The organism is Nitratireductor sp. B36 (assembly GCF_020833685.1).
Classification (GTDB): domain Bacteria; phylum Pseudomonadota; class Alphaproteobacteria; order Rhizobiales; family Rhizobiaceae; genus Nitratireductor.
The window spans coordinates 380,439-393,259 of record NZ_JACKZY010000004.1 but is presented as its reverse complement, the minus strand read 5'-3'; the positions used below and the strand labels follow the sequence as shown (position 1 = coordinate 393,259).

The following is a 12,821-nucleotide window of genomic DNA, read 5'->3' as shown; positions in this document are numbered from 1 at the left end:
GACACGCTATCGCCTCCCGTCAGCTGACAAAAAGCTGACGGGGGAAGTTGGTGAGGCGCTCATATCCGTCCTCGGTGATGTGGATCGTCTCGGACATTCCGAAGCCCCTTGCCAGCACATAAGTGTGGAAGGTCATCCCCGGCTGGAAGGTCCATGTGGCCTTTGGCTCTGCCTCAAGCGGCTCGCCGCCATTGGGCTGCAAGAGAAGCCCGACCGAGTAGAAGGTCTTGTTGGTGTAGGTTTCACGCAAGCCGGCACCAAGGACCCCTTCGCGATAAATCGCATCCGGCACAGTGGCGGCCACGCCCGGACGAACTTCCGACAATGCGCGGTCCTGAATTTCAATCAGGGTTTCAACAACGCGATGATCCTCGTCGCTCGCTTCGCTGACCCGAATGGGGCGCATGAAGCGCGCGTGATAGTGATGGCTGTTGGGTGTGGTTTCGACCTGAACGATATCGCCCCGCGACAACACCCTGTCAGTGTAACCTCCATGAAGGTGGAATGCGCGCTCGCCCGAGGACAGCACGCCCGGGCCCGGCAAATCGCTGCCGCCGCGCACCATCGCCGCACAGATAGCGGCAGCCATCTCGCGTTCGCTATTGCCTTCCTTCGCGGTTTCGATGGCGGCAGCCATGCCAGCCTCGGCCGCTTCGGCAGCCTTGCGCTGATAGGCGACTTCCGCCGGCGACTTGATCAGTCTCATCCGGCTGACGATGTCGGAACAATCGATCCATTCTGCACCGGGCAGACCCGCCTTGATGCCTTCGAAACGCTTCACCGAAAGCGGCCAGGCAGCCATTTCGATGCCCAATCGGGGGGCTGTGCCGATACGCGATGAAACAGCTTCTACAGATAGAGCGTTCTTGTCGTCGCTATCGGTCCACATGACGCGGTCGGGAAAGATGCATGTCGCGTCGAGATAGTATTCCTCGACATCCCGGCAGATCAGTGTGGGATTGCCGGATGCCGGAATGATCGCGAACTGAAAGGAACCATAGCCGCGCGTGAAGAACCCGGTCAGATATGTGACGGTCTCCGGCAGGAAAGCCAGCATTCCATCGAGGTTTCTCTTTTTAAGTTCGGCCTGAACCCGTTCCAGACGCTGCGTGTATTCCTCACGTGCGAACCAATAGGAATCGATCGCCATGCGATGCCCTTCTTCGGATACGTTTAGATTGAAAAGACCGGGGGGCATAAGCCCCCCGAAGGCAGCTGCTACTTCTGCAGCATTTGCGTGTATTTTTCTGACGCCGACGTCGCATTGTCGGCCCACCACGCAATGTCCATGAAGATGGCGTTTTCCAAGCGCTCAGGCGTGGAGGGAAGACGCGCTTTGCGCTCATCATCGATGAACTCCCAGGCCTTGTCCGTCACCGGCCCGTAAGCGACATATTCGCTGAAGCGGGACTGAGCTTCGGGCTGCACCATGTAGTTGAGGAACTTGATTGCCTGCTCGCGGTTAGGCGCCCCGCGCGGGATCATGAAATATCCCACCTGCGCGATCGACTCTGCCCAGGACATCTCGATGTCGAGGCCTTCATCCATGCCGGCCTGGAACCGCCCGTTCCAGCCAAGCGCCATCACCACTTCGCCACTCCCCAGAGCCTGAACCGGCTGAGCACCACTTGACCACCAGACAGCCACGTGTTCACGCAGCGAGCTAACCTTGTCGAGCGCCCGCTGGAAGCCTTCTTCCGTGTCCAGCACCTTGTAGATGTCGGTCGGGGCCACGCCATCTGCCAGAAGCGCGGCTTCGAGAACCGTTGCAGCACGGTCAGGCAGGGCGCGTTTTCCGGGGAACTTCTCCACATCCCAGAAATCGGCGAAAGTCTGTGGCCCACCGTCCGGGAAGGCTTCTTTCGAATAGCCGATTACCGTGGAGAAGATCTCGGAGGGGACACCATATTCATTTTTTGCGCCCTCGATGACATGGCTCTGATCCACCATCTCTTCCGTGATGGGCTCGAACAGGTCATACGCCACCCCACGCATGAGCGTGGAACCGCCTCCGGTGACCACGTCCCACTCCAGTGAATTTGTTTCAACCATGGCCTTGATGCGGGCGACTTCCGGCTCCGTATCTTCAATTATGTCGATGCCGGTCTCTTCGGAGAACGGTTGTAGCCATGCCTTGGAGATGGCTTCCTGATAGCTTCCGCCCCAGCTTGCGAAAACCATTTCCTCTGCCTGCGCGGCAAGCGCTCCGGCTGCAAAGGCGCCGGCCAGCAACATTGTCTTGATCGTTTTCATGTGTTCCTCTCTTTTTGTTTTAAGCAGTTGTCAGGAGGCCACTCCCGGGTCTCCTCTGCGCGTTCGCGGCATCGAGAACGAAATCGGCGAATTTTTTCAGAGATGTTTTTGCGATTTCAGCTTCATCCGCCGTGCGGTTGAGCTCGCCGATATCGGCTCCATCCTTGATGAGGCGATCGCGATTTTCCTCAAACCAGATGCGGGATTGTTCAAGCGAGATTTCCGGATGGCCCTGGATTCCCCAGATCGCTTCGTCGCGAAAGCGCCAGACCTGATTTGGGCACAGATCCGAACTGGCAAGGATGGTCATGTCCGGATGCTCATGACGAACTTCGTCATTGTGCCAGACATACATGTAGACGCTGTCACCCCATTCATTGGTGATCGCATCCGTCTTGATGGCCTTGGAGGTCGGCAGCCATTTGTAGCCAACTTCACAGAAGGACCGACGGAACACCTGGTCCTTGCCGCACAGCGCAGAAGCCAGGATCTGGCTGCCGAAACAGATGCCCAGCATGGGGATTTTCTTTTCCGCCGCAGACCGGATCAGATCGTGTTCACGCGCGATGAACGGGATATCCTCATAAGCGCCGTGCGGGCTGCCGGACAGGAATATGCCATCGTACTCGTCGAGATTTTCGGGAAACTCGCCCTGGTAGGCCCAGAAGCGATCGACCTGCAGGCCGTATCCTTCGAAGCGTTCGTCCAGCTTGGCGACGGACTGCTGGCTGGTGCCGTTTTGCAAATAGAGAAGCCGGGCCATTCGCTTTACTTTCCTTCGGTCAGTTCGAGCATCGACAGACGCTTTGTCTGGCGCGCAATCAGCGTTTCGATTTCACTCAGATCCTGCTGCGAAAGCTTCGGTCCTGGCGGACGGAGTCGGGCGCTGCGGATTGCGCCACGCTGGCAAAGGATATGCTTGCGGATCGCCAGACCGAGACCGGGTTGCTGCTCATAGCGTGCAAGCGGCAGGTAAGCGTCGAAGAGATCGCGGGCACGCTCATGCTCGCCAGCCTTTGCCAGACGGGTGACGCCAATCATCATTTCGGGATAGGCGAAACCGGTCATGGCGCCGTCGGCGCCGCGTTCCATTTCCTCAGTCAGGAAGAGGCCGCCATTGCCGGTCAGGATCGAGATGCGCTTCGCCCCTTCCGCTTCGGCAGCGCGCAGCGCTGAAATTTTCGACAGACCCGGCCAGTCCTCGTGCTTGAGCATCACGGCGTTTGCGTTGTCCGCAAAAACACGCAGGAGAACCGAAGGCGAGATCACGACATTGGTGACGAGCGGGAAATCCTGAACGACAAACGGTGTCTCGGCACCGATCACTTCCGCCGCCTGTCGGTAGTAGTTCAGGATCTGGTCATCTGTTCGAAGGCTCGATGGCGGCGCGATCATGACACCGGCAGCACCTGCATCCATGACAGTTGCACTGAGATCCCGCATTGCAGCGAAGCCAGGAGCGGAGACACCGACCACGACAGGCATATCCGGGCAGGCCTTCATGACCCGTTTGGCGAAAGCAGTGCTTTCTTCCTGAGACAGTTTGGGCGCCTCGCCCATCATACCGAGGATGGTGAGCCCCGACGCACCGGCCGACCGATAGAAATCCACCAGCCTCTCGACGCCATCCAGATCCAGCGCGCCACTCTCTTGAAACGGCGTGACCGAGATGACGAAAACGCCTTCGGAGCGCCCATTAATCTTCTGCATTTCCTACCCTACAAAGCTATTGATGATGCCGTCTCTCGCGCTGGCGATGTGCTCTGCCATGAGACGACTGGCAGCGTGAGCATCACGCCGATGAAGTGCGTCGATGATCGCGAGATGCTCGCGGATCCCCGGCTCAAACCGCGAAGGGATGCGCTTCATTCCGAAAATTCTGGTCCGCTTGCGAAGATTGGCGACGATCTGGGCCAGATAAATGTTGCCCGCCGCCTCTGCGATCCCGAGATGGACAAGATCGTCCGCCCCCCAATGCTCATCCGAACTCGCATGTTCATTCGTAAGAAGCGCCTCGACCGCAGCACGCATAGCCTCAAGGTGCGCTTCGTCGATTTTCTCGGCGGCAAGTCGCGCCGTTTCACCTTCGATGAGAATTCTCGCGGAGATGATCTGAAGGATATCCTGCAGGTCGATCTTGCTGACGATCGTCGTCCGCCCCGACCGCACCAGATAGCCCTCACCTTCCAGACGCCCCAGTGCCTCACGCACAGGGGTTCTTGAAATTCCAAGGGACTCCGAGAGGCGGCGGTCATTCAGGACCACTCCTCCCTTTAGCTCTCCTGAAAGAATCATCGCTGCGATTTTCTCGTAGGCTTCGTGGGAAAGCCCCTTGACTTCTGCGTCCATCATCAAAGCGACCTGTTGAGAATATATTTGATACGCCATTGGTATACCAAATGTCGTCCATGTCAATATTTAGCATGATTTAAGTGTGGGCTGGCCGATGCCCTCCGCCGTGCTGCATTGGCCCGCACGACTATCCACTGGCCGCACCCCGGCGGGACCGCAGCTTTAGAAAAGCAGTGTTGGAAGGAAGATCGGGATACGCCGTTCTTGCTACGCCGCGAGGCAAACTTGCCTGACGTCCGCAAAAACGCGAAAAGCCGACAGATAGACCGGAGCAGCGATTCCGTGAAATGGTGAACCGCTCAAGACTCAACCCCTAGACGATAGACCGGTCGGGCGCTCCTCAGCCCAGAAGGCGGTCTACCACCAGCGACGCTGACTTCTTGAACTTCAGAATTTCACCACTCCCCCGGCCAGAGCAACGCATCCCCCGTCGACAGCAGCAAGATGCGCTCGCGCGCGGCGGGTAAACGGAAGTGAGAAAATCAGCGGCGACCGGAGCACTGCGGTCTCTGGATGCATGGATGGAACCATGCATCTTGACCCGTGTATGACAGGGCGCAGCCGTTTCGACCGAAATCAACTGCGCCCCAAATCGCTGACATCAAGAACCGTGGGACTGATATCGAAGCATGTTATCTTCGAGCGTCTGAAGGATGGGGCTACCGCAGCCACCGGCCTTTTCCATGAAATTGCGGAAGCTTCCGGTCCAGCCAGCGCGCGGATAGGCCCACTCTGCCTCACGAACGTAAGGTGCAAACCGGGCATCCACATCGATACTCGCCGCCTCTTGTGAGAGCACCTGACTCCAGTCCACGCCGAACGTGCTGGTATAGGTCCTGCTCCTCGTCACGGTGTAGTCGATGCCTGTGACCGGTGCGCCGCAGTTATCGAAATATCTTGCTTTGACAAGTGCATAGTGCGCGAGCAGAGGGGCAAAACGGCCCTCTTCCGCCTTTTTGTCCAGGGCTTCCTTTAGCTTGAAGGCGATTTCGTTTTCTCCCATGAAGGAGATGATCGAAGCGCGATAGGAAATGCGGTAGAACCTCTGTCTTTCAAAATCGGCCAACTCGAACTTGTCCGCGTAAAGCGCTTTCAGAACCGGCTGAATGATATCCGGCAGCTCGTTGAACGCCGCCATCTCGCTTTCGGAAAGCTCGGGCGGAGCCAGGCCGGGCGAAAGCGTCTCCCCGAGTGCAAGATGAGGCATCTCCAGTTTGATGGTCTCGCCGTCGCGAAGGAAATATTGGCTGTTGCTTTTGTTGTGCAGCACGCTGTTCAGATGCTCGATCATCATCGTGCGCGCTTCTTCACGGTTTTCGACCGGCGAGGTGTCCTTGAAGATCATGTGGTCGCCGACCTGTATTCCAGCGGCCGCGGCGGGTGTTCCGGGAACGACCGAGGTTACGACACCCTGATCATCCAGACTGAACCCCAGGTGCCGCTCCGCTTCGATATAGTTGAAATAGCCGATCCTGTAGTTCTCTTCCTCGTTCAGGACGCCGTAATTTCCCCGCGCTTTCGCCGCCGCGTTCAATGCCTCCAGCTGATAAATCCGCGCCTTGAACACCAGATGCCGGCGAACCTTGCGAAGAAATTCACGCTGATACTCTTCAAGGCCTACATGTTCCGGCCTCATCATATCGAATAGGGAACTGGTTATGAAAGTAAGTGCGTCGCCTGGCGTCACACCGGCAAGAGCCGCGTTGCCATCCTCCTTGACCTCCGAAATGTAAAACATCTTGCAAGGATGCGGATATCCTTCAATGCATTTCGCCTCCGAAAATCGAAATCCGAATTTATTCCATATTACTTCTTCATAAGATTCTTCAGAGAATGAGTGACCGACAACAAGAAAATTGAACAACAAAAAAGCGATTATAAATCTCAGCATGTTTTTACCCCTGATATCCGCTCATTTTTCGACGATCTTGATATTCAAACTTGCTTCGCCGCACCGATTCTTATCCAGGCAAATCCCGTCGTTGTTCTCAAATTTGAACCGGAAAATGCCGCGTTTTCACTTGCCGGAATTTTCTGAGGAGCCGGATGAAGAAAAGATCTTCTGCGCTTTCCTCGAGAGAAAGAAACCCGCGCCATCGCGGTTTGTGCATTTGAGACCCTGCCGCGATGAATGGCAGGTGAAGCCTCCGAACTCGCCTGTTATTCCATAGTCGGCTTTGGAAAATCCGTCCTTGCTTCTGCTCGTCTCTGTGCAGATCACCTGAGCAGGGCCTGTCTCACGCATGGAGAATGTGTGCCCCCAATCAGAGGCGCAATCAGCCGGGCGGGGCTGCGCAGGCGCCCCAGATCGCTCAATGATGGTGCAGGTGATGTCGGACTGGATCCCAACTTCCTGTCCGACCGTGCACTGAATGTTTTCCGATGGGGTTTCGAACGTCCAGACATCGGCGCGTGCGGGACCCGTCACCAGCTCAAGGCCGAGCACCACGCAAAGCATTCCCAAAAGCTTTTCAGGCCCGAGCTTCAATTTCGATTTCATCGCCTCATCCCCTCTCTACAACCGGCAGTGCATACCGCCAGGCACTGTTATCTCCTGGCGCGGAAATTTTACCACCGCTTCCGGAAAGTCGACGATGAAGCCGCCATTCGCCCAACCCCAGCTTCCCGAGCCAAGAACCTCGGAATATGCGTCGCATGACTTTCCGAGATAGAGTTTTTCAGTGCCCGTGATGACGCGCGTACCGGCGCCCTGGCCCTTGAAACGGGATACCGGATTGATTGACTCCAGCACCGCACCGTTGTCGTTGCTCGCATAGGTGTATTGGTGGCCATTCGCAGACGTGTAGGGCGCGGGCCCCGCGAGCGCAGCCGAAGAAAGCACCGAGCAAACCAGTAGCCACAAACATTTCATATCCCGCCCCACTTTCTTGAACGAACCAGTTCTCGTTCTGCTCGCGCGGCCCCGCGGCATTCTCCACCCAGCGCTCCGTTTCCACGCTGGCCACTGCCGCACCCGCCACAATTGTTCTCAAAAGCCCCGAATTGCGGGATGAGCCAAGCATGTTTGCAGATGCGAATCCACAACCAGGCCGAACTTCCTGAGAAATTCAGGGCCATTTCTGGAAATTTCCCAGTTTTATGCTAGAAAAACAAAAGCATCTCGGATGGGGCGGGTTTCACTATTTGACCGGATTTGCGAAGCAGCTGACCGACCTGATGCAGGACAGGGGCATCAGGTCCGATGAGCAACTTGCTCGCCGCGCTATGGGTTGCCAGTCTCCCGGCGCGCGTCGCGTCAACGTCCATGCCCGAACCATCAACAACTGGCGCAATGGGCGAAGCAGGCCACGCAGCTCTGAAGACCCAAGGCTTCTGCTCGTCATGAAGGCCCTGGCACTCTCAGAAGCGGAAGCGGGCCCTCTATATGACAGCCTGTCTCATCCCAGGGCCAAGGAGAGTGCGAGCCAGCGCGGATCTTTCACACTCAATCTCAAGAATTTCAGCCTGCAGAAGAAACCGGCTGCGGCGGCCATCGTCGCTGCTCTCTTTGTAGCAGGCGTGATTTCTGTGTACGGTCTTGGCCCTCACGGACAGGAATATGTGTCGGAGATACCGCCAGATCAGCTCCGCCTTTCCAAAAGCGGCTTCGTTCTCCCTCAATCCGACAGCCAAATCATTCGCCATGCTCAACTTGACGCGTTGTCCGGATGGGAGCTCTACGTTGCAAGAAATGAGATCTTTGCACGGTACGGACGTCCATTCGTGCAGCCATCATCCGTTTGCCTGCAACGGCACTTTGATCGCTGGGCCAGATCAGAGGCGAACCAAGCGGGCTGGTATGTAAAACGGTCAGGAAGCCCTCTTGCCAACGATCTGGCGTATACCAACGCAGCGATCATTCGTGGCTACGAATGCCAGGTGAGAGGTGGACAATATACCTGCAACGGCAAGCTCAACCCATGCAGGTGAGCTGACCCAACAAACATGGAAAGCCTGAGAAGGCGATGCGGGTGTGGTTGAGAAAAGGGATCGGATCAAGGGCGATCCCGATTGCGAATGCTCCAATGCGCATTCCGAACCGGGATTGCCTGTCGATCCGATCAAAGTTTTGAGGTCGTGCTCTGGTCTTCGCGGCACTGTGAAGCAGGAATTGAAACGTCCCTGTTTTATGCCCGATGGTGAGGCCTGTGCTGAATGGCTACCGCGAAAGAAGCAGAGCAGCAAAGGACCTCCACCGGAGAGACCCGCTCTTAGCGCACCACGAAACCGAGGCCCACCGGGTCTGTCTGATCAATCAACCACTTCGCATAGCCGATCACCTTTGCGGTGCCCTTCACCGTGGGAATGACCGCACGCTGTGTGCCAAGCATCGTCTCGCCAAGGAGGCACCCTTCAAAACGACCGCAGCCCAGCAGACCCTCCGACTTGATGGTCTGGCCGATCTTGATTTTCCCGCGTGCCTCGAACACCGCCATCATCATGCTGGTACCCGTGCCGCCGGGAGAACGGTCGAGTTTGCCATCGCTGAACACGTGAACATTGCGGTAGAGGCTGTCGGCGTGATCCGGTTCCTGCCAGAACGTGGTGAAGTTCAGCCCCTGAATATGCTTCTCGGTCGGATGCCGCACATCCATCTTTGCATTGATCTGTTCTTTCACCAGAACGCCCATATCGGAGAGAAGCCGACCATTTTCAGGCCCGATCGGGCGGTCCTGATCAGGCCATTTCACCACGGCGAAGAAGTTCCCGCCAAACGCGATGTCGGCGGTCAGGGCGCCATAGCCCGGCAGCTCAATCGGCACATCCTGCTCCAGGACGAAGGCCGGAACATTTTGAAAGCGCGTCCATTGAACCTGCCCGTCTTCGGACGCGACCTCGGAAACGACCATGCCAGCCGGTGTCTCGAAACGGATCCTGGTGACAGGCTCGGCAACATTGTGGACCAAACCGTGCGAGACCATCGCCATGGAAAGCGCGATGGTTCCGTGACCGCACATCTCCATGAAATCATCGCCATCGGCCCATAGCATGCCGGCATCCGCGTCAGGGCTGGAAGGCGGCGTTACAAACACACCAACCATGTCGTTGTGACCACGAGGCTCACGCAGGAGCGCGGTGCGGATGTAATCGTAATTGTCGCGAATGAACTGGCGCTTTCCCACAATATCGAGACCGTGTGGATAGGGGATGCCACCATGGATGATGCAGGTGGGCTCACCATCGGTGTGCGTGTAGATCACATCGATGTATCTGTTCTTGTTCATCATTTCGATGAGTCCTTTTCTATGCTTAAGACTGAGAAGGGGTCAGAGACCGAGGGCGCGCGGGACCCAGAGAACGATCAGCTCGGGAAAGAGGATCACCAATCCAAGCACCACCAGCATCACGGCGACGAAGGGAAGATTGGCGAGCGTCAGGCTGAAAATGTTGACGCGGGCGATCACGCTGGTGATGAAAAGCGCCGCGCCGACAGGCGGTGTCTGCTGGCCGATGCCCCAGCACAAAACGACAACCATGCCGAAATGCACCGGGTCGATGCCAAGAAGCTGAACCGCCGGGAAGAAGAGCGGCACCACGATGAAGATCATGGCGATGCCGTCCAGGAATGTGCCGGCAATGATCAACACGACACTCAGCACGACCAGGAAGGTCACCGGGGACATGTCCATGCGTGCGATGGGACCAAGCAGGCCATCTGCGAGCTGCTCGAAGGTGAAGGCATACCCCATCACATGAGCCGTTGCAGTGACGAACATGACAGCTCCGCTGAGGACAGCAGCCTCGCAGAACGTTTCGTAGAGAACACGGATGGTGAGTGTGCGATAATAGACGACGCCGACCAGTATTCCGTAGACCACAGCCACCGCTGAGGCTTCCGTCGGCGTGAAAACACCGCCCAGAATGCCCCCCAGAATGATGACAGGCATTGTCAATGCGGGGGTCGCCCGCAGCAGCGCCTTCAGCATCACGCGGACATTGAATTTTTCTTCGACCGGATAGCCTCGATGAACCGAAATCCCCCAGGCGACGGCAATGAGCGCGAGCCCAAGCAGAAGACCTGAGACAATGCCTGCGGCAAACAATGCGCCAGTGGAAATACCCAGATACGCTCCAAGGATGACCATGGGAACGCTGGGTGGAATGATGATACCGATGGTGGAAGAGGATGCCGTAACAGCGGCAGTGAACGCACGGCTGTAACCACGCTTGATCATGGGATCGATCAGCATGCCCCCGACGGCCGCCGTGTCGGACATGGAAGTTCCGCTCATTCCGGCGAAGAACATGCTGGTGACGATGTTCACCGCCGCGAGGCCGCCACGCATCTGGCCCACCAGCGTCTTGGCAAACTCCACCAGATGGGCAGAGATGCCACTGCGGCTCATGATCTGACCGGCCAGAATGAAGAGCGGCACCGCCAGAAGCGGGAAACTCTGGACACCCCGATAGAGACGCTGCGCAACGATGACCAGATCAACGTCGCCAACGAACAGAACGCCTATCGCGATCGCCAGAAGTGCGAAGGCAATGGGCAGGCCGATTCCGATCAGGCCCAGCAGGATGCAAAGGACGAAGAGCAGTTCCATGGAGGGTCTCAGATTTCGCTTTTGCCGGACATCGGAGCGTCGTCAAACGGCTCCTGGCCTGTAGAAAACCGGCGTAGACCGATGAAAATGCGGGTGATGGCATCAATGCAGATCAAGAGGCCGCATACGGGGATGGCGGCATAGAGATATGCATTGGATATCTCGAGCACCTGGGTGGTCTGATCCTGGAACAGCACAGTCTGCCGCCAGCCCTGACGCAGCATCAGCAGCCCGATCAAACCTATGAGCGCCTGATTGCAAAGGAACAGGATGAGCCGTCCTGGCCGCGGAAGTGCGCTTGCGAGCAGGTCCACGCGCAGATGCGCATTCTTCCGCAGCGCAAGATAGGCGCCGATGAAGGTGATGTAGGTCAGAAGACCAAGCAGCGCCTCGAAACTCCAGGACAAGGCGTTGTCGAAGACGTAGCGGTAGATCACCGCCATAAAACCGATGACGACCGTGGCCAGGAGTAGCGCGGCGCAGATCGCTTCCAGAATTCGATTGATCACGTCCGCGCTCCTGTCTTTTACTGTGCCGAAGCGCGGATCAGGTCGACCAGTTTCTGGGCGTCGTCACCCCTTTCCGCGACCCAGTTCGACCAGATTTCCTCCGAGGCGGCTGTGAAGGCCGCGATATCGGCTGCATTCACCTCCATGCCCTTTTCCTCGAGGAAGGCGACAATATCGCGATCGGCCTCGATGCCCAATTCAACGGACTTTCTCACAGCCTCCTCGCCCGCTTCTGCAAAAATCGCCTGAACGTTCTCCGGCAATTTCTGGAAGGCTTTCTCACTCATCAGGAGATAGGTCACTGTGTAGAGGTGATTGGTCAGAGAGAGGTATTTCTGCACCTCATAGAACTTGGTGCTTTTGGCCCAGATGACCGGGTTCTCCTGACCATCAAACACACCGGTCTGCAAGGCAGAGTACAGTTCCTGGAACGGAAGCGGAGAGGCGTTGGCGCCGTAGTGGTTGAAAATGTCGATGCGCAGTTTGCTGTCTGGCGTGCGCATCTTCACACCCTTCAGGTCTGCGGGCGTGACGATCGGCCGAACATTGTTGGTGATCTGGCGGAAACCGCCTTCAAGATAACCGATGACGCGCAACCCCTTTGCCGCGAGTCGCTCGCGGATCCAGTCGCCGGCTTCGCCGCCGAGCGCACGGGCGATGTGATCCCGATCCGTGAAGATGTAAGGCAATGCTGTTGCGCCCAGCACGGGGTCAACCCCGGTGATTGGCGTTTCGATGGTCGCCATGTCGAGAATGCCGACCTGAAGCGCTTCCAGGGAGCTCGGCTGATCACCCAGCGCGCTGGAGTGAAAGACCTTGACGGCCACTTCACCGCCGGTCTTTTCCTTGACCAGATCAGCGAAATGCTGGACCGAGCGGAAGGCGATGCCTTCTTCATTGCCAGGGACGTTTGCCTTCAGCTCAATCTGCTGAGCCATTGCAGAAAAACCAGACAGCGCCAGACCGGCGGCCATCGCAAGCATCGCAGCTTTTTTGAACATATCCTGTTCCCTCTTGTTGTCTCGCACTCTATCGGAGCGATCTACCTTTTCGAGATTACGGCGTAGAAGACGGCCTCGGCGAGAAGATTCTAGACGGATTATTGAATTTTTTGGTCAAAGCGATATGCTTCCCGGCATTTCACGCCGCGCCGGCGAAA

General features: G+C 57.1%; 14 protein-coding genes. 2 read left to right on the top strand and 12 right to left on the bottom strand.

Features of this window, described 5'->3' with window-relative positions:
• Positions 1-19: 19 nt before the first annotated feature.
• The 6 genes from H7H48_RS18160 to H7H48_RS18135 all read right to left on the bottom strand — a co-directional run bounded on the left by H7H48_RS18160 (position 20) and on the right by H7H48_RS18135 (position 6,343).
• A complete protein-coding gene (locus tag H7H48_RS18160) occupies positions 20-1,150 on the bottom strand; it encodes a Xaa-Pro peptidase family protein (RefSeq protein ID WP_229450488.1) in 1,131 nt (376 codons plus the stop codon).
• Positions 1,151-1,218: 68 nt separating this feature from the next.
• Positions 1,219-2,253, bottom strand: a complete 1,035-nt coding sequence (locus tag H7H48_RS18155) for an ABC transporter substrate-binding protein (RefSeq protein WP_229450487.1) — start codon at positions 2,251-2,253, stop codon at positions 1,219-1,221.
• A 19-nt stretch (positions 2,254-2,272) separates the two neighbouring features.
• A complete protein-coding gene (locus H7H48_RS18150; RefSeq protein ID WP_229450486.1) occupies positions 2,273-3,016 on the bottom strand; it encodes a type 1 glutamine amidotransferase in 744 nt (247 codons plus the stop codon).
• Positions 3,017-3,021: 5 nt separating this feature from the next.
• Entirely contained in the window at positions 3,022-3,963 is a 942-nt protein-coding gene (locus tag H7H48_RS18145) for a dihydrodipicolinate synthase family protein (RefSeq protein WP_229450484.1), read from the bottom strand.
• Positions 3,964-3,966: 3 nt separating this feature from the next.
• Positions 3,967-4,605, bottom strand: coding sequence for a GntR family transcriptional regulator (locus H7H48_RS18140; RefSeq protein WP_229450483.1), 639 nt, complete (start codon positions 4,603-4,605; stop codon positions 3,967-3,969).
• A 601-nt stretch (positions 4,606-5,206) separates the two neighbouring features.
• Positions 5,207-6,343: a hypothetical protein gene (locus H7H48_RS18135; RefSeq protein ID WP_229450482.1), complete on the bottom strand. Its 1,137-nt coding sequence runs from the start codon at positions 6,341-6,343 to the stop codon at positions 5,207-5,209.
• Positions 6,344-6,442: 99 nt separating this feature from the next.
• On the opposite strand from H7H48_RS18135, the gene H7H48_RS18130 reads away from it, so the two are divergent.
• Complete coding sequence (locus H7H48_RS18130; protein WP_229450480.1) at positions 6,443-6,643, top strand: hypothetical protein; 201 nt, start codon at positions 6,443-6,445, stop codon at positions 6,641-6,643.
• Here the strand turns inward: H7H48_RS18130 and H7H48_RS18125 are convergent.
• Together H7H48_RS18125 and H7H48_RS18120 are read right to left on the bottom strand one after the other, a co-directional pair.
• Positions 6,623-7,105 (bottom strand): DUF6636 domain-containing protein, encoded by a 483-nt coding sequence (locus H7H48_RS18125; protein WP_229450479.1) that lies wholly within the window; start codon positions 7,103-7,105, stop codon positions 6,623-6,625. The genes H7H48_RS18130 and H7H48_RS18125 overlap by 21 nt on opposite strands.
• A 15-nt stretch (positions 7,106-7,120) precedes the next feature.
• Entirely contained in the window at positions 7,121-7,477 is a 357-nt protein-coding gene (locus tag H7H48_RS18120; RefSeq protein ID WP_229450478.1) for a hypothetical protein, read from the bottom strand.
• Positions 7,478-7,704: 227 nt separating this feature from the next.
• Here H7H48_RS18120 and H7H48_RS18115 point away from each other — a divergent pair, with 227 nt between their 5' ends.
• Entirely contained in the window at positions 7,705-8,535 is an 831-nt protein-coding gene (locus H7H48_RS18115; protein WP_229450477.1) for a YARHG domain-containing protein, read from the top strand.
• A 281-nt stretch (positions 8,536-8,816) separates the two neighbouring features.
• Here the strand turns inward: H7H48_RS18115 and H7H48_RS18110 are convergent, their stop codons facing one another.
• Genes H7H48_RS18110 through H7H48_RS18095 form a run of 4 tightly spaced genes read right to left on the bottom strand, consistent with a single transcriptional unit; the run spans position 8,817 to position 12,663 of the window.
• Positions 8,817-9,830, bottom strand: coding sequence for a proline racemase family protein (locus tag H7H48_RS18110; RefSeq protein ID WP_229450476.1), 1,014 nt, complete (start codon positions 9,828-9,830; stop codon positions 8,817-8,819).
• Positions 9,831-9,872: 42 nt separating this feature from the next.
• A complete protein-coding gene (locus tag H7H48_RS18105) occupies positions 9,873-11,153 on the bottom strand; it encodes a TRAP transporter large permease (RefSeq protein WP_229450475.1) in 1,281 nt (426 codons plus the stop codon).
• Between the two features lie 8 nt (positions 11,154-11,161).
• On the bottom strand, positions 11,162-11,662 hold the full coding sequence (locus tag H7H48_RS18100) for a TRAP transporter small permease (protein WP_229450474.1): 501 nt from the start codon (positions 11,660-11,662) through the stop codon (positions 11,162-11,164).
• A gap of 17 nt (positions 11,663-11,679) precedes the next feature.
• On the bottom strand, positions 11,680-12,663 hold the full coding sequence (locus tag H7H48_RS18095) for a TRAP transporter substrate-binding protein (RefSeq protein WP_229450473.1): 984 nt from the start codon (positions 12,661-12,663) through the stop codon (positions 11,680-11,682).
• Positions 12,664-12,821: the final 158 nt, after the last annotated feature.

What these genes read in the sequence shown, in the direction of transcription:
- H7H48_RS18150 (WP_229450486.1), bottom strand. Translation starts at nt 3,016, where the DNA reads ATGGCCCGGCTTCTCTATTTGCAAAACGGCACCAGCCAGCAGTCCGTC.
- H7H48_RS18155 (WP_229450487.1), bottom strand. Translation starts at nt 2,253, where the DNA reads ATGAAAACGATCAAGACAATGTTGCTGGCCGGCGCCTTTGCAGCCGGA.
- H7H48_RS18095 (WP_229450473.1), bottom strand. Translation starts at nt 12,663, where the DNA reads ATGTTCAAAAAAGCTGCGATGCTTGCGATGGCCGCCGGTCTGGCGCTG.
- H7H48_RS18115 (WP_229450477.1), top strand. Translation starts at nt 7,705, where the DNA reads ATGCTAGAAAAACAAAAGCATCTCGGATGGGGCGGGTTTCACTATTTG.
- H7H48_RS18125 (WP_229450479.1), bottom strand. Translation starts at nt 7,105, where the DNA reads ATGAAATCGAAATTGAAGCTCGGGCCTGAAAAGCTTTTGGGAATGCTT.
- H7H48_RS18145 (WP_229450484.1), bottom strand. Translation starts at nt 3,963, where the DNA reads ATGCAGAAGATTAATGGGCGCTCCGAAGGCGTTTTCGTCATCTCGGTC.
- H7H48_RS18120 (WP_229450478.1), bottom strand. Translation starts at nt 7,477, where the DNA reads ATGAAATGTTTGTGGCTACTGGTTTGCTCGGTGCTTTCTTCGGCTGCG.
- H7H48_RS18110 (WP_229450476.1), bottom strand. Translation starts at nt 9,830, where the DNA reads ATGAACAAGAACAGATACATCGATGTGATCTACACGCACACCGATGGT.
- H7H48_RS18105 (WP_229450475.1), bottom strand. Translation starts at nt 11,153, where the DNA reads ATGGAACTGCTCTTCGTCCTTTGCATCCTGCTGGGCCTGATCGGAATC.
- H7H48_RS18140 (WP_229450483.1), bottom strand. Translation starts at nt 4,605, where the DNA reads ATGATGGACGCAGAAGTCAAGGGGCTTTCCCACGAAGCCTACGAGAAA.
- H7H48_RS18135 (WP_229450482.1), bottom strand. Translation starts at nt 6,343, where the DNA reads ATGTTTTACATTTCGGAGGTCAAGGAGGATGGCAACGCGGCTCTTGCC.
- H7H48_RS18160 (WP_229450488.1), bottom strand. Translation starts at nt 1,150, where the DNA reads ATGGCGATCGATTCCTATTGGTTCGCACGTGAGGAATACACGCAGCGT.